We start from the raw sequence: 20,476 nt of genomic DNA, 5'->3' as shown, positions 1-20,476 counted from the left end.
AAATGTTTGTTTAATGAAGCGGCAAAAAAAAGACTACTTCAGGACAAGGTAGTTGCACACCATTGCCTTAATGTGCTCCTTTTGCTCCTCGGCGTACCGTTCGAAATCTTCGTCGGTCATCGTGAACAGTTCTTTATGGATCTCCTTTCCCATAAAAATGAACTCGACGCCGCATTTGATCAGCGGAAGGATGTTTTCGAGCTGCATTGGCCGCAACGTGCCATTTGCCGCACCTTCCTCCAATTGCTTTTTCAGATACGTCTCCCTCACCTGCCTGAATATCGACATGTCGGGAAAAAGCCGCTGAGGCGCTTTGTGGATCTCGTTCATGATGAAAATCACCAGATCAGGCTCTTTTTTCATCATTTCGAAATCATTGTCGATGATCTCCGAGATCTTGGTTTTTATATCGATGTCCTTGTTCAGGATCGTCAGCATGTTCTGAAAGTACTCTTCCAGCACATCTTTGAAGATTTCCAGAAACAATTTTTCCTTGCTTCTGAAATAATAGTTCGTCAACGCAATGTTCATATCGGCCTCCTTCGCGATGTCGCGCGATGTGGTGCCGTCAAAACCTTTTTTCAGAAAAACACGCTTCGCCGCTTCCCTTATCCTGTCTTCGCTTTTTTCTGTAACGCACTTCACTGTTTTGCGTGTTAGGTTTTGTTAATGATCGCAGCTGCTTATTGAATCAACGGTTCAAAATTGGGCAATAGAAATAACAATGTCAAATATTTTAAATGATAAATTTAAACAATCATTTAAAATATATATTTAAAAATAATATTTCCAGGTTTCGTCCTAATCCCTGCCCTTTTTCACAAAGCTGATCTGTCCGTTATTCTCCATATACGCGGCCTCCACGTCATCGAACGTTTCGACATGCATTTCCCTTCGAAGACTCGCATAAAGGTCTGATTTACTGACCAGTGCACGGCGCATATTATCTTGTTCCAGCTTACCCTCCTTAAAAAGCACGATTTTCCGGCCTTTGATCAGCCCCCCCGAAACGAAGGTTCAACGCCCCGATCCACGCGCCTAGCCTGTGTAGCACCGCAATAACAGTCGCGGAAGCGATCGTCGGCACGAATTCCGACGCGCCAACGACAGCCCGGCTAAGAATTGCCCCAAGCAGGATGACGATAATGTTATCAAACGGGGACTTCATACCGAAAGAGCGCCTTCCGGCAATACGAAGGAGGATCAGCGTGATGATAAAAACCACCACCGCCCTGAGAGACATCTGGAGGGCGGTCTGTTTTTCGCCTTCTCCGAACAGTTGGGTGAGAATTTCCATAGGGTGTCACATGTTTTTCGCATGATCTGCAAAAAACAAACCAGTCGTCCCTAGTCCAGCATATTCCATTCGGCAATGCGGTCGCCTTGCTTCTCGACGAGCCACACTTTGCTGCCTTTGAATTTCCTGAGGTATTTTTTACTCTTTTCGATACCCGCCACGCTGAACGCCGTCGCAAGGGCATCTGCCACTGTCCCGTCGGGCGAAATGACCGTCGTGCGCACATGGAAAAGTAACCCGATGCCCGTTTTTGGGTCCACGATATGCGAATAGCGGACGCCGTTGTGCTCCATGTAGCGGTAGGTAGGGCCGGACGTCGCGAGCGCGACGTTCGATAATTGCAGGGCTTTCAGCGAATCGCTGCCATTCGACACATTGATATTCCACCCACGGGCTCCCGGAGGCGGACCGGTAAGCACGATTTTACCGCCGGCATCCATCATTGCCGAGGTAATGCCCAGCTTTTTGAGCTCTTTAATGGCTTCCTCCGCCGCATAACCTTTTCCAAGGCCGCCGATATCGAGCCGCATACCTTTCTGCACCAGCATGACACTCCGCGTTTTGGCGTCCATTTTCATTTTGGCGTAACCTGTACGCCCCAATGCGTCGCGAATTTCGTCGCCGGGAGGGAATATGCCTTTACGCGTCGCACGCCGCCACATTTGCACCACCGGTCCGAGCGTCGCGTCGAAAGCCCCGCGGGTTTTGGCGCTGATGTCCTGTGAAATGGCGAGGATATCAAACAGGTCCTTACTCACCGGCACCCATTTCCCGCTGCCGGAGGTTGCTGAAAGCCGGTTGATCTCGCTTCCATCGCGGTAATCGCTCATAATTTCGTTGAGCTCCTCCACCCTTTTGAATGCGTTGTTTGCCGCCACCCGGGCAATGGAATCGCTTTGCGCGTAAAAAACCAGCTTGAACGGAGACCCCATCAGGCCTTTTTCGAAAGTGTAACGCATTCGCTGGGCGTGTAATGACAGGCCGGAGATGGTCAGGCAAATCGGCAAAAGGAGGCGGGCGGTCTTTTTGAATGAGGTCATCGGCAGTTAACGGAAATTCGGGGCGCCAAATTACAGCATTTCGCGCAATCCGGATGCAGCGCCCGCAGGATAATGTGTGATATAGCTTATAAACGACAGAAAGGGCACAGACCCCGTCCGTACCCTTTCCGCTTCCGGTAATTTATATCTAGTAATCGCTATACTCGTCTATCCAGTTGCTTTCCTCAGCGTGATGATGATGCGCGTTAATGGCATCCTTGATCATTCCTGCACCTATGAACGGCAGGGAAACGACAGTCGAAATAATCATTGCGAAAAACATAATAGTTGCAAAAAATAACTTCCCGGAATATCCAACTACGCTCGATAAGAAGTTCATGCTATTGCAATTATTTAATCCTAATTTTCATTGTTAAAGTTAAATCAAATAACCGTGCCAGTCAATTAAAATATACCTATTTTTGAGCATAATTGAATGATTTATAGAGCTTTAACTACACATTTGAAAACTGGCAGTAGCAACGATTCTACAAATGCTAGAATCAATTTCCACTAGTGTAACCTCTGGTACAATTTATTCTATACGATCACTCTCCTTCTGTTTATGAATAATTTTTTTTTCGGCTTTTTTGCGGATAGTTTTTGCCGGGATTCTCGGTATTGCCACCGTACTCACCACCATTATCATGTCGCCCTTCCTGCTCCTGATGTGGATCTGGAAAAAACTCACCGATACGCCCCCGCGACCATGAATTAGCCCCGGGAGTTTCTATATTGCGGGTGAACAGAACCTGCACATCACTCTCATGAAAAGAAGGAACTTCATCCGGATTGGCACCGCGGCCGGGTTGTTTGCTGCCATGCCGGCATTCGCCCGGGAGGCCGGTAACGCCTCAGCTCCCGGCGAGTATGCGGAGTTGACCATCGCCGAAATGCAAAAGCGTATGCAGGCAGGACGGTTAACGGCCGTAACGCTTACGCAATATTACCTCGGCCGGATCGCGAAAATCGACAAGGCGGGGCCGAAACTGGCTTCGGTCATAGAAGTGAACCCCGACGCGCTCCGCATCGCGGCGTCGCTCGACAAAGAACGGAAATCGGGTAAAGTACGTGGCCCGCTGCACGGCATTCCGGTACTCCTCAAAGACAATATCGACACCGCCGATCAAATGAAAACCACCGCCGGCTCGCTGGCGTTACTCGATAATGTGGCCCCCAGAGATGCATTTCTCGTAGCAAGACTGCGGGAAGCGGGGGCCGTGATATTAGGCAAAACCAATCTCAGCGAATGGGCCAACTTCCGGTCCACACGCTCGTCGAGCGGATGGAGCAGCCGCGGCGGACAAACCCGCAACCCCTATGTACTCGACCGCTCTCCGTGTGGATCGAGCTCCGGGTCGGCGGTTGCCGTTGCGGCCAATTTATGCGCCGTGGCGGTAGGAACGGAAACGAATGGCTCCATCGCCTGCCCGGCATCGATGAACGGGATCGTCGGCATCAAACCCACCGTCGGGCTGGTGAGCAGGAGCGGCGTTATCCCGATTTCAAAAACCCAGGACACCGCAGGCCCGTTCGGCCGGACAGTAGCCGATGCCGCAGTATTACTCGGCGCCATCGCAGGCAAGGACCCGGCCGATCCCACGCAACACAAGCCGCAAAAGCCCTTTCCCGCCGATTATACCGTTTTCCTGGATGCCGATGGGTTGAAAGGCAAGCGGATCGGTGTGGAAAAAACAATGCTGAAAATGCATGAAGCCATTGATCCGCTGCTGCAAAAGGCGCTGGAACAGCTTAAAGCGGGAGGTGCGGAGATCGTTGAAATAGAATACATGAAAATACAGAAGCTGCCCGGCGCGGAGTCGGCGGTGCTGCAATACGAGTTCAAAGACGGCATCAACCGTTACCTGGCGTCTTCGAATGCAAAAATCAAATCCCTCGAAGCGCTGATCGCCTTCAACAAGGCCAACCGGGCGAAAGTAATGCCGTATTTCGGTCAGGAGCTATTCGAATCGTCGCAGGCCAAAGGCGATCTGGGCGCAAGGGAATACAAGGAAGCCCTCGCAAAAATAAACGGCGTGGCCGACGCTATCAGCGACCTCCTGGATAAAGAAAGGCTGGACGCCCTATGCGGCCCTTCCACCGGCCCGGCCTGGTGTACCGACCCCGTGAATGGCGATTTCTGGACCGGCTACGGCTCCTATGGCCCGGCGGCACTGTCGGGGTTCCCTTCCATTACTTTACCGATGGGCACGGTAAGCGGTTTGCCTGTCGGCATTTCGTTTCTGGCTAAAGCTTATCAGGAACCGGAACTGATACGCATCGCATATGCATACGAGCAGATGTCGCGCAACCGCGTGGAGCCGGGGTTCAGGCGGAGCGTGGGCTGACCGCCCTTCTACCGGGCCAGGTACAGTTCGTAGAAAGATCCTTTTTGCCCTACGAACTGATTGGCTTCCTGTTGGGAGTAAATGGCTTTCCCTAATTGGTAGAAGTCCTCATATTGATCGTAAGGATAAGGCTTAAATTTCACCTTATCGGGAAATAGTGAATGTGTGATCACATTTTCGCTTAATGCGCGCTTGATATGCGATATCGGAACGACGAGGCCGAGGGCCAGGAAAATAACGATCGGATATGCCACCCGCATTTTATACCAGCCTGGATGTTCCCTGACCCACCCGGCGAAACGATGCAGGATAAACAGCGACAGCAAGGTGAGCACGGGTGTGCTTCCGCGCAGGAACCAGTCGTTCCATTTACCCATCCGGAAGAGCGAAATGGCGATCAGCAGGAGGAAAAGACTGTGGATGACCGTTGCATATTCGCTTTTATGCAATTTGAGAATGAGTACGATGCCGTAAAGTACGGCGAGGTCTACCACTACCCCGAAGAAATAGTGGAAGAGAATCTCGTTCAGCGGATCGAATTGCCAGATGAAGCCGGAGATCACCGAATTTTTCCCCTGCAGGAAAAAAAGAATGTGGGGATAAAAAGCAGCCCGGGAACAAACAGGTCGAGCATCGGCCTCGGTTTGAGAAAGTAAGCAGGCTCTTTATAGTAACGGAGGATAATAAGTATCCCGAAAATAATTACAAAAACAATGGACGGGAAAATACCCCATATAAAGATCGAAATGACGGCCAGAAAACTCTTTTCAGGTTTTTTGACATACACATAATCATTAAACAAGATACACGAAACGATAATGATCGGAATGAGCTGGTTGGGCGCCCATTGCGTTTGGTAAAGGACCGGCCAGATCTCCGTAAAGAAAGGCGGCACATGGTAATTAAGGCCGATCGCCCTTAGGAACAGCACTTTTGTAACATGCCCGATCCCCCCGAGCGACAGGAAAAAGACCAGTGAGAGATAACTTTTTTTGTGTAAAAATAAATATCCAGCAGGTGCCGATAAACAGCCCTACCGACGCCCAGAGGTACAACGCAATACCGGATGGCTCGCCCAGTCCCTTCGAAATCAGCGCCGGCACGAGAAAAAAGCCAAAGTAATGGCAGGCGTAGCGGCCATTCTCCTTGAACATTACCGGCCACGACTGGTTGTAAAGTGTATAATATTTCGAATTATGCGCCCAGAAGTCGAAAGCCTGAAAGCAAAAGCCCCCGACGCCCGAAAAGGCGATGATTGCCAGCGAAATGAATGCGATCTCGACCATATGGCGCGTTGGAAGATCGGTTTTCAGTGTCCGTTCACGCTGGTAGCTGATGAAGTACATAAACGCAAGTCCTGCTACCAGACACACGGAAATGGGCATCCTGAACCAGCTGATCGAGAAGATCAGGTTTGGCAGCAGCAAATATCCCAGACTCAAATTGCGAAGTACAGTTGTTTTCATTCAGGAACCGGCATTCAATTAAATCCAGATGTGTTTCTCCAAAAATCCAACAAAAATAACGGAAATATCTTGTCATCAAATAGCGACAACCTTGCGGTTGTAACCGTTGCAACCTTCATCTAATTCTAATATAAATATACCCAAAAACGGGAATCCGGCCGCGATATGGTTCGTAAGCGCAGGTCAATTTGTCGTCCGACATGATCGGCGGCTTCAAGTATTCCGCCAAGGTTTTGGTCTTTTCTCCGAAAACCACCTAGCCCGACCTTCATGGACAGAAGAGAATTTGTCAGACACAGCGCGCTGGCGCTGTGCGCATTGCCCGTAATTCCCGCTTCGGGCATCGTACCGGCCCGCATTCATGCCGAGAATATGCCCGAATGGCTGCAAACGCTCGTCGGGCAAGCCGACAAAGGCATTGAGTCGCTCAGGACTTACCAGGTGAAAGATCCGCAAAGCCCCGACCTGGGCGGCCTGCGCGATGGTTTCGACCTGCTGAACCCGCACAGCACCGCCGCATTGATCCAGTGGGGCGCGACAGGCCTGTTCTCGCCTTCTTCCAAATTTCATAAGTCGAAAGAATTGCTCGCGGACATGGATCTGGCGGCATTGTACCTGGTCAAAACGCAGCATCCGGACGGGACAATCGACTTGCTTTCGACCAACTTCCATTCCACACCCGACACGGGCTTTCTCGTCAAACGACTGGCCATGGCTTACAGCCTCATCGAACAGTCGAACACCGAAGGAGCGGGCAAAATGCTGGCGAACCTGAAAACCTTCCTCCTGCGTGCGGGCGACGCGCTGAGCGTGGGCGGTATCCACACGCCCAACCACCGTTGGGTCGTTTCGGCTGCGTTAACCAAACTGAACGAACTCTGGCCTAACCCCAAATACGTAGCCCGGGCTGAGCAATGGCTCGCCGAGCACATCGATATCGACCGCGACGGACAGTTCAACGAGAAAAGCACATTTATTTACTCCTCTCTCACCGACCGCCTGCTCATTACCATCGGCAAGGGCCTCAAAAAACCGGAATTGTTCGACGCCGTGCGCAGGAACCTGGACATGACCATGTATTATGTGCACCCCAACGGGGAAGTCGTTACCGACGCGTCGGGCCGGCAGGACAAAGCTATTGTGGGAACGCTTGAAAACTACTATTATCCTTACCGCTACTTTGCGATCAAAGACGGGAATGGCCAATATGCGGCCATGTGCAGGCTAATCGAAAAAACTGCCGGCCTCAAAACCGCCGGGTTCCTCGATTATTTCCTGACCGACCCCTCGCTTTGGGCCGAATTGCCCGCCGAGAAACCGGTACCCGTCGACTATGTCAAAACTTTCCCGAATTCGGGCCTCGTACGTATCCGCCGCGGCCGTTGGGACAGCACATTAATTGCTGACAACCCGGCCTGGTTTACTTTTATGAAAGGCAATGCGGTGTTGCAGGGTGTGCGGTTTGCTTCGTCTTTCTTTGGCAAAGGACAATTCCAATCAGAAAAAATCAACCAGAATGGAAACGAATGGGTACTGACACAAAAACTTGACGGACCGTATTTTCAGCCTTATCCCAAGGAGTCGATCGCGCCCGATGGCGACTGGGAGAAAATGCCGCGGAATTTCCGGCCGCAAAGCGAAGTACAAATCCTGGATACCAAAGTGATGATCCGCGAGATTTCCGGCGGAATGGAAATCGAAGTGGTAACCAACGGCACCGAGCGTGTCCCCGCCGCATTGGAATTGATTTTCAGGCCCGGAGGAACGCTCAAAGGGGTTTCCAAAATCGAAAACACCAAAGATTCATGGTTATTGAAGGAGGCAACCGGCTCTTACGAACTGGGCGGCGATACCATCACTTTCGGTCCGGGGCTTGCATTGCATAAGAATGTCGCGTTGCGGGGAGCCTTGCCGGCGATGGAGGCGCCTACTGTTTTTCTGACGGGTTTTACGCCTTTCAGGCATGTGATCCGCTTTTCCTAGACGACCCTTCCAACCTCAGCGGCGGCCGCTGCGCTCAGGTCCGGGGGCCGCTGTTAATGTTTGCCGATCCAGTCGAGAATGTAATCCGCATCCTCTTTCCAGGTCGGTTGACCAAGCACGAAGTGGTTGCGGCCCGGGAATTCCTTGTAATCCACTATCGAGCCATTGTTTTTGTAGGCTTTATAGTTGCGGAAGTTCAGCGAGGCGGGAATAATGTTATCGAACTCACCCGAGGTGATCAGCAATGGAGCGTGTGCTTTTTTAAAATCCACCCTTGCAGCGGAAGTGATACCGCCGCGCGCCACGGTTTTCGATTCGGGGATGACGTTTTCAGTCCAGGTTCTCTTCTGCTCTTCCAGCGTCATACCGTTGGTGAAGGCATATTGCCAGTCGGTCAGCGACATCAGGTAAGTTTTCTTCAAGGAGGTAAATAGTCCGAATACTTTGTAACCCGCTTTAAGGAAGGAGAATTCGTAGGGGATCACGCCTTGCGGCGGCACGGGGTGAATGGCGATTCCGGCCACACCCAGGTCGCGGTTAATCAATATCTGGGTGATCAGTCCGCCGAGCGAATGGCCGATGATGATCGGTTTTTCCGGTAAGGATTTCACAAAACCGGCATAATGGTCGACCAGCTCTTTGAATGTCAGGCCGGCCAGGTCCGTATCGTTGGGCTGTCTGTCCCGCAGTTCGGCGGCCGGCGCATCTTTATAAGGCCACGCGGGTGCATAAGTGGTGTACCCCTTGCTTTCGAAATAGGCTTTCCAATGGTCCCAGCCTTTATGGCTCACAAATGCACCTGTGATGAATACGACCGTTTTGGTGTTACTGGCTTTCATGATTTCTATCGGTTAAAAGTTAACTTTCCTTTCCCGTTCAATCTTTGAACACGACAAAATTCAGCAGCAAACCAAACTATTCCCTTAACCGGGGTTAAGATCGTCATTTACCCACCATTCTTTTTCGGATACGGCTCAGGGAAGGCGCCTGAATGCCCAGATAAGAGGCTATATGGTACAGCGGGACGTTGTTAAAAATGTCCGGGTGGTTCTGTATCAGTTCGACATAGCGCTGCTCGGGCGTACGGAACATGAGTTCCTCGGCACGGGTCATCGCCACGTTAAATGCCGTCTCCGCCACGAGGCGCCCGAACCGTTCCCATTGGTGCGACTTGCCGTACAGCTCCGTCAGGTGATTGATATGAATATACAGAACCGTCGATTCGGTCATCGACTCGGTGTAATAACTGCATGGCGTTTGCGTCACGAAGCTTTTGTACGCTACCACCACCTGATTTTTTGAAAAGAAAAACACATTTTTTTCATCCGCCGAGACCTCGTCGATGTAATAAGTCCTGAAAACGCCGTCGAGAATGAAACCCAGGTATTTGCACACATTTTTGTACTCGTTGTAAAATTCCCCTTTGCCGTAGGTTTTCTTCTGCCAGTAGGGAACCGACAGCTCGAAGGCCGCGGCGTCGATCCCGGCGAACTGGTTCAGCGCATAATTCAGGATTTGTGTTTCGGTCATGATCTTGAATGTGAGTAAACGTATATTCCAAAAATAAGCAGCAAACACATTATTTCCGAACGGATAGCCCGACAGGGCGAACCTCTCTTTTCGAGCTTCACAAAAACCTCATTTACAGCTATCTAAATTGATGTTTATTATTTAAATTTGATACACCTCCCCTGACGATGCAGCTTCGGACTTCAAACGTTTCCTACCATGCTAAGAAAGATTCTACCACTGGTGCTGGTTTTTCTGTCGCAAATCTGCTTCGCAAACCAGGTCCTGATCCCGATGGACAACACCCAAACCAACCATCTGAAGGCATATGGATTGGCGTACATCCTGCTGAAGGGCGATATCGAAGTGGATTGGCTGCTCAACTACCGCGGCGGCAGCTTTAAGGTCCAATACAGCAAATCTATCGAGAACGAGTGCAAACTGAGGGCAATCTCCTACGAAGTGCTCTCGGAAGCGGCGGCGGCGCAGATCGTGTCGGAAATTAGTAATCCAAATGTGAATATGGATGTGGTGAAGCTTTTCAAAGCTGCTAAAATCGCGGTGTATTCGCCTATTAAGATCAGCCCCGCCGAATTTGAGAATACCGATGCCGTGTTGCTGGTCCTGAAATATGCGGAAATCCCCTTCGAGGTAATCTACGACGAAGAAATCATGCGTGGCGACCTGCCGAAATACGACTGGCTGCACCTGCACCATGAAGATTTTACCGGACAGTTCGGCAAAAACCTGCGCCGCACGAGCGAGGCCGATATCAAAGCACAGGAAGCAATCGCCAACCGTTATGGCTTTTCTAAAAGTGCCGCAACTGAAACTGGCCGTCGCGAAGGCGATCAAGGAATTTTGTGCGGGCGGCGGCTTTTTGTTCGCAATGTGCTCCGGCGCGGAGACGTTCGACATTGCACTTGCGGCCGAAGGTGTGGATATCGTCGATAACCTCGACGGCGACGGCATCGATCCCGACGCGCAGTCCAAGCTGGATTTCGATAAGACATTCGCATTCCACAACTTCAAGTTGCAGCTGGACGAATACGAGGGTATGAACTTCTCGGACATCAATTCGGCGGCTGGCCGTTATCGCGGCTGGGGGGAAAACGACGCCTATTTCTCCCTTTTCGACTTTTCGGCCAAATGGGACGTGATCCCCGCTATGCTCGTGCAAAACCATGAACATTTGATACGGGAGTTTTTCGGCCAGACCACCGCATTTTCCAAATACACCGTCAAACCGAGCTCGCTCGTGATGGGTACCAGCAGTACCTCCGACCGCTACATTTACGGCGAGCTCGGCCGGGGCCAATGGACTTTCTACGGGGGCCACGACCCCGAAGGACGTGGCGGAGGCGGTCGCCGTATGCCCACCGATCTCAATCTCTATCCCAATTCGCCCGGCTACCGGCTGATATTGAACAACGTACTGTTTCCTTCGGCACGGAAAAAGAAACGGAAGACCTGACTAATCGGAGCTACTAGCTGCTCATTCCGCACGCTGTTACAGGCATTCTCCATTGACTTCCGGTCGGAATTTGGGTAGATTTACAAAAGTCTTTAGCCGATTTGCTAGTACGCTATGCCTGTAATCATCACCGATATCGATCAACTAGACCTTAACGGTACATACACCTACGCCGATTATTTGCTTTGGCAATTCAAGGAGCGCGTGGAACTGATTAAGGGAAAGATTTTTAAAATGTCGCCTGCCCCGGGCACAATGCATCAGAAAATCTCGGGAAAATTGCATTTGAGAATAGGTGGCTATTTCGAAAATCACTATTGCCAGGCCTTTTCCGCGCCATTCGACGTCAGGCTACCTAGAAAGAACCGAAACGTAGAAGATCAAAAAATTTATACCGTAGTTCAGCCGGATCTTTGTGTCATTTGTGACGAGTCGAAACTAGATGATCACGGTTGCCTCGGAGCGCCGGATCTGATTGTTGAAATTCTCTCGCCCGGCAACTCTAAAATAGAAATGCATAACAAGTTCGAATTGTATCAGGAATCCGGCGTCAGGGAATATTGGCTCGTTGAGCCGTCCCAAAACGCTGTGCTGGTGTACGTGCTCAACGACGAAGGCAAATATGTAGGATTGCCACCAGCAGTTGAATCAATACAATCGTCTATTTTCCCTGATCTGAAAATAGATTTGAACAGGATATTCAACTAGGTCAACGCCAACTCCATCTTAATATCCGCCCGCTTGAAGTTATGTCCCGTCAACGGCACTTCTTCAAAACCCAGTTTCTTATATAGGTTGATACCCGCAGCAGACCCCTTCCGGTTCGAATAGAGAATCATTCTGGACGCGCCTAATTCCTTCCCCTTTTCAATCACGGCGTTGCCGAGCAAATCTCCGATCTTCTTCCCCCGCATGCTTTTCGATACGGTCATTTTGCTCATTTCAACAATGTCGCCACTACGTTTCAACGCGCATGTGCCTACCGGCTCGTCACCATATAATGCGATGAGTATTGCCCCGCCGTCTTTCAGATAGTAAGTTTCGGGGTCGGAGAGCGTCTTTTCATCTTCCGGCTCCACTTCGTAGGTTTCCGAAATCCATGCGTAGTTCAGGTCGTAGAATGCCTGTGCATATTCCGGTTTGTAATCCACAATGCGGACCGCCGCATTTGTCCCCTCTTGCTCCATTCTTTTATAACGGTCGAAAAACCCTTCTTTTTTTAATTGGTACTCCGTTTCGTCCATGGCTTGTAAAAGATTATTCGCATTATCGATGATTTGTTCCGCAGTCTTTCTGATTTTTTCCCAAACCGGCTGCATCTTTATTACCAGCGCTTCGGCCTTTTCAGAAAGCCGCACCATCCGCTTTCGCTCGTCGCGCTCGTCCTTGAATGATTCCACCAATCCTTCTTTTTCCAGCTCTTTCAGCAGGTTGATCGTCGAAGGATGCGCATAACCGATCTCTTCCGAAAGCTCCATAATGCCCAATGCCTCTTTCTTGTGAAGTGCGTAAATGACCGGGAACCACTTCGGCTCGAAGCTGATCCCGTTGTGCTGATAAATGAGGACGCCGTCCTTCCGGAACTGGTCGCTCAGGCGCTGCAAACGGGTTGAAATCGCCAGTGCGCCTACTTCGTTGAAAATGTTCATTCACTTGTTTTTAATATTAGGTTCAAATTTACGTAGATACCTACATATATGTCGACTATTTTTTAACCATTTTATAGTCAACTCAAAATCAACATTTAAGAAAGATAGTGAACAATCAACGCTCCCGTCCGCTCCGAAGCCCCGGGGCCGCCCACACGTTCTGCGAGCTTCTCGTAATCGTGCATTTGTTGCAAGTTTTTGTCGCCTCCCGGAAGAATGCGTTTCAGTTCCGCCACCAGATTTTCCTCATTCAGTTCATGCTGGATCAATTCCCTCACAGCCTCTTTTTCCAAAATCAGGTTCACCAGCGAAATGAAGGGAATGCGGATCAACCGCTTAGCCAATGCGTAGGAAATCCCGCTCGTCCGGTAACAAACCACTTCCGGAACTTTCAAAAGCGCCGTTTCCAAAGTAGCTGTGCCGGAGGTAACAAGCGCCGCGTCCGCAATGAAAAGCAGGTCGTAAGTATTCTCGTAGACGATCGTGGCCTTACCGCTAGATAAATACCGGTCGTATAAGGCCGAAGGCAGATTCCTCACGCCTGCGATCACATACTGATACCCCGGAAAATGCCTTTGGGTAGAGAGCATGGTGTCGAGCATGCCGGCAATTTCCTGCTTGCGGCTACCGGGTAGCAGTGCGATAACGGGCCGGTCGTCGAGATTGTGCCTGCGGCGGAATTCAGGGTCCGGCTCGAACGCCGCAATGGCGTCCATAAGCGGGTTTCCCACGTAGTCGACCTTGTAATCGTATTTTTTGTAGAAATCAACCTCGAACGGGAAGATCACGAACATATGGTCAACATTCGCCTTGATCTTCCAGGCCCGCTTCTGGTTCCAGGCCCACACTTTCGGGGAAATGTAGTAGAAAACCTTCAACCCTCCCGACTTTGCGAACGAGGCAATGCGCAGGTTAAAACCGGGGTAATCGATCAATATCAGCGCGTCGGGACGATATCCGAGAATGTCGGCTTTGCATTTTTTGAGCAGACCGGTGATCGTCCGCAGGTTCATGACCACTTCCAGGAACCCCATAAAAGCGGTATCTCTGTAATGCGTCACGAGGTCCATTCCCTCTGCCGCCATCATATCGCCGCCCCAACCCCTGAATTCAGCCGCGGGATCGCTTGCCCTGATCCCCTTGATCAGGTTGGAACCATGAAGGTCCCCGGAACGCTCGCCGGCGATCAGATAATATTTCATAGACAATCGGCAATCGGCCGTCGGCTGTCGGCGGTTCCTTTATTCGCCATAGTATTCCACAAAATTTTTGGGAGTTTCTATCAGCTTGATATAATGCAGTTTGGCGTTCGGTGCTGCCGCGGCAATCGCCGGTGCCAGAATTTTCCAGATTTCCATCACGAATATCTCACAGGAAGCCATTTTCCCCTGCATGAAATCCACGTCGAGGTTCAGGTTTTTGTGATCCACCTTGTCCACGATCTGCTTTTTCATAATGTCGCCCAGCACTTTCAGGTCGATCACAAAGCCCGTGTCGGCGTCCGGTTTGCCTTTTACCGTAACAATCAGCTCAAAATTATGCCCGTGCCAGTTGTTATTGGCGCAAGGGCCGAATACCTCCTGGTTTTTCTCGTCACTCCACGCCGGGTTGTAAAGCCGGTGCGACGCATTGAAATGCTCTTTTCTTGTTACGTAAATCATAAAACTTCCTGCCACTTGATAATTCTGGTGCAAAATTACACCTTGTATCCGTAGTTTTGCTTCACAACAAGCGGATAACTAAAAAAAATCCTATTTCCCCCTTAAAATTTAAGAGTAGATCGGCGTGTTCCGCTACTCTTATCTGGCATTCTTTTTACAGTTAAACATATAATCTCGCATGATTATCGTAACAGGAGCAGCCGGCTTTATTGGCAGCGGGCTTATCAGCCGCCTCAATCAAGACGGCTTTAAAAACATTATTGCAGTAGATGATTTTTCTAAAATCGAGAAGGCTGAGAACCTCGAAGGAAAGATCATCAAAGAAAGAGTAGAAAGGAATGCACTTTTCGAATGGCTGGATGCCAATCATCGCGATGTCGAATTTATTTTCCACATAGGCGCGCGTACCGACACCACGGAGTTCGATAAGGAGATTTTTGATGAACTGAACGTAAATTACTCCAAGGGCATTTGGGAAAAGTGCGTGGCTTACCAGATTCCCCTCGTGTACGCATCGTCGGCCGCTACCTACGGCCTGGGCGAGCACGGGTACGACGACAACGAAGCGACCCTCGGCCTGTTGAAGCCCCTTAACCCTTACGGCGACTCCAAAAACGAGTTCGACAAATGGGCGTTGGCGCAGGAGAAAAAGCCGTTTTTCTGGGCCGGGCTTAAATTTTTCAACGTTTACGGACCGAACGAGTACCATAAAGGCCGCATGGCTTCGGTGATTTTTCACGCCTATAACCAGATCAGAGCGACCGAAAAGATGAAACTCTTCCGCTCTCATAACCCCGATTTCAAGGACGGCGAGCAGATGCGCGACTTTATTTATGTCAAGGATTTGATCGACGTCTGTATTTTCTTCATGCACCACCGCAAGAATTCGGGTATCTACAACCTGGGAAGCGGCCGCGCGCGAACATTCAAAGACCTGGTTACCAACACCTTCCTGGCAATGGGTAAAACGCCCGACATTTCATATATCGATACGCCCGCAGATATCCGCGACAAATACCAGTACTTCACCCAGGCCAATATGAGCAAGTTGCGCTCGATCGGATATACCCGTCCGTTCACGAGCCTCGAAGATGGCATCGACGATTATGTGAAGAATTATCTCGTGCCGAACGCCTATCTGTAAATGACTTATCACTGATTTTTCGGAAAGGCCCGCCACCGCGCGGGTCTTTTCCGTTTTTTGGCGGATCAAACCGATTTCCGCCGCCCACTGCCGGAATCTCCATATTTTTGCGTATTTTTGACTCTCTGATTAAACTCAATCCCACTTCTCTGTGTTAGGATATTACCAAACACAGTGTGACATTATTACGACTATGAGCAAAGAAGAAGAATTGTTGGAGGAAATCACCAGTTCGGAATACAAATATGGCTTTGTAACTGATATTGAAGCAGATGAGGCCCCGGCGGGTCTTAATGACGATATCATCAGGTTTATCTCGGCCAAAAAGAATGAACCCGAATGGATGCTGCAATGGCGCCTCAAAGCATACCATTTGTGGCTGACCATGGAGGAACCTAAGTGGCCGAATGTGCATTATCCGCCCATCGACTTCCAGGCTATCAAATATTACTCGGCACCGAAAAAGAAAAAGGCTGTCGAGAGCATCGACGACATCGATCCCGAGCTGCGCAACACCTTCGAAAGACTGGGGATTTCATTGAACGAGCAAAAAAGGATTTCCGGCATCGCGGTCGACGCGGTAATGGACTCCGAGTCGGTTTTCACGACTTTCAAGGAAACGCTGAAAGAGAAAGGCATTATTTTCTGCTCGATCAGCGAGGCCATCCGCGAGCACCCCGAATTGGTAAAAAAATACCTTGGCTCTGTCGTTCCGCCGAAGGATAACTACTATGCGGCGTTGAACTCGGCTGTTTTCTCCGACGGATCGTTTGTATACATTCCCAAAGGCGTCCGCTGCCCGATGGAGCTTTCGACCTACTTCCGTATCAACGCGGCAGGGACAGGCCAGTTCGAAAGAACGCTCATTATCGGCGACGAAGACAGTCACGTGAGCTATCTCGAAGGCTGCACGGCGCCCATGCGCGACGAAAACCAGCTGCACGCCGCGGTAGTCGAAATCTTCGCGCACGACAATGCCAACGTCAAATACTCGACCGTACAAAACTGGTACCCGGGCGATAAGGACGGAAAAGGCGGTATCTACAATTTCGTAACGAAACGCGGCCTTTGCGACGGGCCTAACTCGAAAATCTCCTGGACACAGGTTGAAACCGGCTCGGCGATTACCTGGAAATATCCATCGGTGATCCTGAAAGGCGATAACTCTATCGGTGAATTCTATTCGGTGGCGGTAACCAACAATATGCAACAGGCCGATACCGGAACTAAAATGATCCACATCGGCAAAAACACCAAAAGCCGGATCGTTTCGAAAGGTATCTCGGCCGGAAAAAGCCAGAACTCTTACCGTGGATTGGTGCAGGTATTCAAAAAGGCGGAAAAAGCGCGTAACTTCTCGCAATGCGACTCCCTGCTGCTAGGCGACAAATGTGGTGCGCATACTTTCCCCTACATCGAAGTGAGCAACCCGTCAGCGACGGTCGAGCACGAAGCGACTACCTCGAAGATCGGTGAGGACATTCTTTTCTACTGCAACCAGCGTGGAATCCCTACCGAACAAGCCGTTGCATTGATCGTGAATGGTTATGCTAAAAGAAGTATTAAACCAGCTTCCGATGGAATTTGCCGTTGAAGCGCAAAAGCTACTGGAAATCAGCCTGGAAGGAAGCGTAGGTTAAAATTTTAGATAAGATAAAACGTAGAAAGCCTTTGATTCGTCGAAGGCTTTTTGTATTTTATTGATCTTAGCAATTTTGTTCCATCAACACCCACCCTTCATGACGCACGTTCCACAACTAATCATTGACCTGTCGCTCATTCTCACAATGGCCGGTATTATTACCGTCATCTTCAAGAAATTGAAGCAGCCCATTGTGCTGGGTTACATATTGGCCGGATTGCTTGTTGGGCCTAATTTCCATTTGTTTCCCACCATTACCGACATCAAAACCATCGAGATCTGGGCAGAAATCGGTGTGATATTCCTGCTCTTCAACCTTGGTCTCGAGTTTAGTTTTAAAAAGCTGGTCAAGGTAGGCAATACGGCCGCTATCACCGGTTTGTTTGAAGTTTCGATGATGCTGGTAACCGGGTTTGTTACCGGCCAGCTGCTTGGATGGAGTAAGACCGACAGCCTTTTTCTAGGCGGTATCATCGCCATTTCATCCACCACCATCATTTTCCGGGCATTCGATGAGCTGGGCCTGAAAACGCAAAAGTTTACCCGCGTCGTAATGGGTATCCTCGTGATCGAAGACCTTACGGCGGTTTTGCTAATGGTATTGCTTTCGACATTGTCGCTGAGCCAGCAATTCGCGGGTTTTGAACTCATCCAATCGAGTTTGAAACTGTTCTTTTTCCTGACCATCTGGTTCCTCGGCGGGATATTCGTATTTCCTACCCTGCTCCGCCGCTACCGGCATTTGATGAACGACGAAAGCGTTCTGATTACCTCGGTGGCATTGTGTTTCGGAATGGTGTTCCTCGTGACAAAGGCGGGCTTTTCTGCTGCGTTAGGGGCATTTATCATGGGATCTATCCTCGCGGAAACGACGCATGCCGAAAAAATCGAGCACTTGCTCAAACCGGTCAAAGACCTTTTCGGCGCGGTATTCTTTATTTCTGTGGGAATGCTGATCAATCCCGGGTTATTGCTCGAATATGCGATTCCTACGGCCATCCTGGTGCTGGTGGTGATGCTCGGCAAAACGACCTTCGTTACGCTCGGGGCGGTGATTTCGGGACAGCCGCTGAAAAAGTCGTTGCAATCCGGTATGAGCCTGTCGCAGATCGGCGAATTTTCGTTCATCATCGCCAACCTCGGTCTTTCGCTCAAAGTAACGAGCGGGTTCCTGTATCCGATCGCGGTGGGGGTTTCGGTGATCACCACATTTGCCACACCCTACATGATGAAAGCCTCCGAGCCATTGTACGAATGGCTGGACAGGCGCCTTCCCGAGAAATGGCGGCATTACCTCAACCGATACAGTACCAGCACGGAAACCATTGCACAAACCACCCAATGGAACGAAATCCTGAAATCGTACGCGCAAACGGTTATTCTGAATTCGGTGGTTGTGGTCGGTATCATACTCGCATCGTCGCGCCAGCTGGCCGAACAGCTGCATACGCGCGTACCCGAGACATTCATTACCAATGCCGTGCTATTTGGCATTACGTTCCTGCTTATTTCGCCATTTTTATGGGCTTTGGTATTTAAAAGGGGAAATAGAAAAGCCTATTCGGCGATCTGGCTGAGCCGCAAATACAGCCGCGGCCCTTTGCTCCTGCTGGAACTTTCAAGGGTTGTGATCGCCATTCTGCTGATGGCATTCCTGCTGAATTCGTTCTTCTCGACGCAAACCGCATTTATCGTAGCGGGCGGTATTATGGTGCTTGGTTTTGCTATTTTTTACCAAAGGCTTCAACAGTTTTACCACAAAATCGAGGACCGCTTCCTGCAAAATCTAAATGCAAGGCAACTCGAAGGAAGTGGCAAGTCGAAGAAAATACTATTGCCCTGGGATGCGCACTTCGCTTTCCTGGAAGTGAGCGCCGACTCTAACCTGATCGGTAAAAGTTTGCAGGAGCTCAAAATCAGGGAGACGTTCGGCATTAATGTCGTGCTGATCGAACGCGGAAGTAAAACCATTTACCTGCCGAGACCGACCGAAGTGCTCTACCCGTGCGACCGGATCGAGGTAATCGGCACGGACGACCAACTGGAAGTTTTCAGGAGCCACATCGAGGTTAGTACCAATGGCGACGTGTACATGGCACATGAGGACAATGTGGTGCTCGAACGCGTGGAGGTGCGAACGCAACATAATATCCGGGGCAAAACGATCCGCGACAGCCAGATCAGGGAAATGACGCACGGCATGATCGTCGGCCTCGAACGAAATGGCGAACGTATTCTGAATCCCGATTCGTCGATGGTCATCGAAAATCAGGACGTTCTCTGGATCGCGGGGGACAAGGACCTGATCAGGGAATTTATTGCCAACAAACCGGCCAACAACGAGGAAGAAGTAGAGATCGCTACACCGTGATTAAACCTTGCAAGCCGCCGGTGTGCACCGCCACGATGCTGGTATTGCGCTTGAAATATCCTGTCTTGATGAGGTCGAAAAGACCGTAGAACATCTTGGCGGTGTAAACCTGTTCGAGTTGAATACCGTACTGTGTCCGGAAATCCTGCATGAAAGTAAGCAGCTCTTTGTCCCATCTGGCATAACCGCCAAAATGGTAATCTGTAAGTAATGTAAGGTTTCCGGACTGCTCCGGTAGCAGATTTTGAATATCCCCGGCAAGGAAATCACCGCCTTTTAATGCGGAAAACGCAAGTACGTTAGCTCCCGCCGCCAGGATTCCTGCCGCGGTTCCGCCCGTTCCTGCCGCCGTAGCGATAAAATCCGGCATTTTACCAAGCTGTTCCTTTACTTCACCCACCATTTCGGCCACTCCTTTTAACGCGAGCGGGGTAGTTCCGCCCTCCGGGATCAGGCAAGGACCATCGAACTGTTCTGAGATATGCCTCAAATAGGCGTCCGAATGCCTTTGCCGGTACTCTTCTCTGGTAATAAAATGCAGCTCCATGCCCTGGCTGCGGCAGAATTGCAGGGTGCTGTTTTCCCTCCCTTCCAATTCCAGCCCGCGCACGATGCCGATCGTTTTGATACCTAACGCATTCCCCGCGGCGGCCGTCGCGTATAAATGATTGGAATAGGACCCACCAAATGTCAGTATGGCCTTTGCCTGCCGGTTTTGCGCTTCGAGTAGGTTGTATTTCAGCTTCCGCCATTTGTTCCCCGAAACAGTCGGATGAATAAGGTCGTCCCGTTTGACATATAGCTGCACACCTGCGTTTTCAATATCCGCATTCCGGAGCCGTTGCAGGGGCGTCGGGATCGTCGGGGTCAGTAAATCCACTTATTTTGATAA

At 50.3% G+C, this 20,476-nt stretch carries 20 protein-coding genes and 2 pseudogenes; 8 read left to right on the top strand and 14 right to left on the bottom strand.

Translation table 11 applies throughout. From position 1 onward, the window contains the following. Nucleotides 1-33: 33 nt before the first annotated feature. From ABV298_RS20725 to ABV298_RS20705, 5 genes are all read right to left on the bottom strand, one after another. Nucleotides 34-645, bottom strand: a complete 612-nt coding sequence (locus ABV298_RS20725) for a TetR/AcrR family transcriptional regulator (protein ID WP_353718073.1) — start codon at nt 643-645, stop codon at nt 34-36. A gap of 156 nt (nt 646-801) precedes the next feature. After that, a complete protein-coding gene (locus tag ABV298_RS20720; protein ID WP_353718072.1) occupies nt 802-978 on the bottom strand; it encodes a YetF domain-containing protein in 177 nt (58 codons plus the stop codon). After that, nucleotides 968-1,297, bottom strand: a complete 330-nt coding sequence (locus ABV298_RS20715; RefSeq protein ID WP_353718071.1) for a hypothetical protein — start codon at nt 1,295-1,297, stop codon at nt 968-970. Before ABV298_RS20715 ends, ABV298_RS20720 begins: the two co-directional genes overlap by 11 nt. Before the next feature lie 50 nt (nt 1,298-1,347). Further along, nucleotides 1,348-2,337: an FAD:protein FMN transferase gene (locus ABV298_RS20710; protein ID WP_353718070.1), complete on the bottom strand. Its 990-nt coding sequence runs from the start codon at nt 2,335-2,337 to the stop codon at nt 1,348-1,350. A gap of 148 nt (nt 2,338-2,485) precedes the next feature. Further along, nucleotides 2,486-2,608, bottom strand: a complete 123-nt coding sequence (locus tag ABV298_RS20705) for a hypothetical protein (protein ID WP_353718069.1) — start codon at nt 2,606-2,608, stop codon at nt 2,486-2,488. A 319-nt stretch (nt 2,609-2,927) separates the two neighbouring features. Here ABV298_RS20705 and ABV298_RS20700 point away from each other — a divergent pair, with 319 nt between their 5' ends. Continuing rightward, nucleotides 2,928-3,050, top strand: a complete 123-nt coding sequence (locus ABV298_RS20700) for a hypothetical protein (protein WP_353718068.1) — start codon at nt 2,928-2,930, stop codon at nt 3,048-3,050. Nucleotides 3,051-3,104: 54 nt separating this feature from the next. Further along, nucleotides 3,105-4,685, top strand: a complete 1,581-nt coding sequence (locus ABV298_RS20695; protein ID WP_353718067.1) for an amidase — start codon at nt 3,105-3,107, stop codon at nt 4,683-4,685. A gap of 8 nt (nt 4,686-4,693) precedes the next feature. On the opposite strand, the gene ABV298_RS20690 is transcribed toward ABV298_RS20695, so the two are convergent. Genes ABV298_RS20690 through ABV298_RS20680 form a run of 3 tightly spaced genes read right to left on the bottom strand, consistent with a single transcriptional unit; the run spans nt 4,694 to nt 6,151 of the window. Continuing rightward, on the bottom strand, nt 4,694-5,248 hold the full coding sequence (locus tag ABV298_RS20690; protein WP_353718066.1) for a hypothetical protein: 555 nt from the start codon (nt 5,246-5,248) through the stop codon (nt 4,694-4,696). Then, complete coding sequence (locus tag ABV298_RS20685; RefSeq protein ID WP_353718065.1) at nt 5,245-5,616, bottom strand: hypothetical protein; 372 nt, start codon at nt 5,614-5,616, stop codon at nt 5,245-5,247. The genes ABV298_RS20690 and ABV298_RS20685 overlap by 4 nt, the downstream gene beginning before the upstream one ends. Next, entirely contained in the window at nt 5,588-6,151 is a 564-nt protein-coding gene (locus ABV298_RS20680) for a hypothetical protein (RefSeq protein ID WP_353718064.1), read from the bottom strand. Before ABV298_RS20680 ends, ABV298_RS20685 begins: the two co-directional genes overlap by 29 nt. Before the next feature lie 270 nt (nt 6,152-6,421). Between ABV298_RS20680 and ABV298_RS20675 the strand changes: the two genes are divergently transcribed. Beyond that, entirely contained in the window at nt 6,422-8,134 is a 1,713-nt protein-coding gene (locus ABV298_RS20675) for a hypothetical protein (RefSeq protein WP_353718063.1), read from the top strand. Nucleotides 8,135-8,187: 53 nt separating this feature from the next. Here ABV298_RS20675 and ABV298_RS20670 read toward each other — a convergent pair whose 3' ends face one another. Further along, a complete protein-coding gene (locus ABV298_RS20670) occupies nt 8,188-8,973 on the bottom strand; it encodes an alpha/beta hydrolase (protein ID WP_353718062.1) in 786 nt (261 codons plus the stop codon). Between the two features lie 103 nt (nt 8,974-9,076). Further along, the gene (locus ABV298_RS20665; RefSeq protein WP_353718061.1) at nt 9,077-9,664 is read right to left on the bottom strand and encodes a Crp/Fnr family transcriptional regulator; all 588 of its coding nucleotides are present in this window, start codon (nt 9,662-9,664) and stop codon (nt 9,077-9,079) included. Nucleotides 9,665-9,862: 198 nt separating this feature from the next. Here ABV298_RS20665 and ABV298_RS20660 point away from each other — a divergent pair. Then, a pseudogene (locus ABV298_RS20660) lies at nt 9,863-11,117 on the top strand (asparagine synthetase B). Nucleotides 11,118-11,231: 114 nt separating this feature from the next. Beyond that, the gene (locus ABV298_RS20655) at nt 11,232-11,825 is read left to right on the top strand and encodes a Uma2 family endonuclease (RefSeq protein WP_353718060.1); all 594 of its coding nucleotides are present in this window, start codon (nt 11,232-11,234) and stop codon (nt 11,823-11,825) included. On the opposite strand, the gene ABV298_RS20650 is transcribed toward ABV298_RS20655, so the two are convergent. The 3 genes from ABV298_RS20650 to ABV298_RS20640 form a co-directional block, all read right to left on the bottom strand. Continuing rightward, nucleotides 11,822-12,766: a helix-turn-helix domain-containing GNAT family N-acetyltransferase gene (locus tag ABV298_RS20650; RefSeq protein ID WP_353718059.1), complete on the bottom strand. Its 945-nt coding sequence runs from the start codon at nt 12,764-12,766 to the stop codon at nt 11,822-11,824. The genes ABV298_RS20655 and ABV298_RS20650 overlap by 4 nt on opposite strands. 95 nt (nt 12,767-12,861) lie before the next feature. Then, nucleotides 12,862-13,968: a lipid-A-disaccharide synthase gene (gene lpxB / locus ABV298_RS20645; protein WP_353718058.1), complete on the bottom strand. Its 1,107-nt coding sequence runs from the start codon at nt 13,966-13,968 to the stop codon at nt 12,862-12,864. A gap of 39 nt (nt 13,969-14,007) precedes the next feature. Beyond that, a complete protein-coding gene (locus ABV298_RS20640; RefSeq protein WP_353718057.1) occupies nt 14,008-14,427 on the bottom strand; it encodes a 6-carboxytetrahydropterin synthase in 420 nt (139 codons plus the stop codon). Nucleotides 14,428-14,605: 178 nt separating this feature from the next. Here ABV298_RS20640 and rfaD point away from each other — a divergent pair, with 178 nt between their 5' ends. From rfaD to ABV298_RS20625, 3 genes and pseudogenes are all read left to right on the top strand, one after another. Next, complete coding sequence (gene rfaD, locus ABV298_RS20635; RefSeq protein WP_353718056.1) at nt 14,606-15,571, top strand: ADP-glyceromanno-heptose 6-epimerase; 966 nt, start codon at nt 14,606-14,608, stop codon at nt 15,569-15,571. 193 nt (nt 15,572-15,764) lie between these two features. After that, a pseudogene (sufB, locus tag ABV298_RS20630) lies at nt 15,765-17,211 on the top strand (Fe-S cluster assembly protein SufB). A 99-nt stretch (nt 17,212-17,310) separates the two neighbouring features. Next, on the top strand, nt 17,311-19,584 hold the full coding sequence (locus ABV298_RS20625) for a cation:proton antiporter (RefSeq protein WP_353718055.1): 2,274 nt from the start codon (nt 17,311-17,313) through the stop codon (nt 19,582-19,584). Here ABV298_RS20625 and ABV298_RS20620 read toward each other — a convergent pair. Then, nucleotides 19,574-20,464, bottom strand: coding sequence for a pyridoxal-phosphate dependent enzyme (locus ABV298_RS20620; protein WP_353718054.1), 891 nt, complete (start codon nt 20,462-20,464; stop codon nt 19,574-19,576). The genes ABV298_RS20625 and ABV298_RS20620 overlap by 11 nt on opposite strands. Nucleotides 20,465-20,476 lie beyond the last annotated feature (12 nt).

The sequence above is a fragment of the Dyadobacter sp. 676 genome (assembly GCF_040448675.1).
Lineage (GTDB): Bacteria > Bacteroidota > Bacteroidia > Cytophagales > Spirosomataceae > Dyadobacter.
Note: the sequence above shows the minus strand (reverse complement) of the source record. Positions and strands in the feature narration are given on the sequence as shown.

What these genes read in the sequence shown, in the direction of transcription:
- ABV298_RS20705 (WP_353718069.1), bottom strand. Translation starts at nt 2,608, where the DNA reads ATGATTATTTCGACTGTCGTTTCCCTGCCGTTCATAGGTGCAGGAATG.
- rfaD (WP_353718056.1), top strand. Translation starts at nt 14,606, where the DNA reads ATGATTATCGTAACAGGAGCAGCCGGCTTTATTGGCAGCGGGCTTATC.
- ABV298_RS20710 (WP_353718070.1), bottom strand. Translation starts at nt 2,337, where the DNA reads ATGACCTCATTCAAAAAGACCGCCCGCCTCCTTTTGCCGATTTGCCTG.
- ABV298_RS20695 (WP_353718067.1), top strand. Translation starts at nt 3,105, where the DNA reads ATGAAAAGAAGGAACTTCATCCGGATTGGCACCGCGGCCGGGTTGTTT.
- ABV298_RS20715 (WP_353718071.1), bottom strand. Translation starts at nt 1,297, where the DNA reads ATGGAAATTCTCACCCAACTGTTCGGAGAAGGCGAAAAACAGACCGCC.
- ABV298_RS20650 (WP_353718059.1), bottom strand. Translation starts at nt 12,766, where the DNA reads ATGAACATTTTCAACGAAGTAGGCGCACTGGCGATTTCAACCCGTTTG.
- ABV298_RS20670 (WP_353718062.1), bottom strand. Translation starts at nt 8,973, where the DNA reads ATGAAAGCCAGTAACACCAAAACGGTCGTATTCATCACAGGTGCATTT.
- lpxB (WP_353718058.1), bottom strand. Translation starts at nt 13,968, where the DNA reads ATGAAATATTATCTGATCGCCGGCGAGCGTTCCGGGGACCTTCATGGT.
- ABV298_RS20665 (WP_353718061.1), bottom strand. Translation starts at nt 9,664, where the DNA reads ATGACCGAAACACAAATCCTGAATTATGCGCTGAACCAGTTCGCCGGG.
- ABV298_RS20625 (WP_353718055.1), top strand. Translation starts at nt 17,311, where the DNA reads ATGACGCACGTTCCACAACTAATCATTGACCTGTCGCTCATTCTCACA.
- ABV298_RS20655 (WP_353718060.1), top strand. Translation starts at nt 11,232, where the DNA reads ATGCCTGTAATCATCACCGATATCGATCAACTAGACCTTAACGGTACA.
- ABV298_RS20675 (WP_353718063.1), top strand. Translation starts at nt 6,422, where the DNA reads ATGGACAGAAGAGAATTTGTCAGACACAGCGCGCTGGCGCTGTGCGCA.
- ABV298_RS20640 (WP_353718057.1), bottom strand. Translation starts at nt 14,427, where the DNA reads ATGATTTACGTAACAAGAAAAGAGCATTTCAATGCGTCGCACCGGCTT.
- ABV298_RS20680 (WP_353718064.1), bottom strand. Translation starts at nt 6,151, where the DNA reads ATGAAAACAACTGTACTTCGCAATTTGAGTCTGGGATATTTGCTGCTG.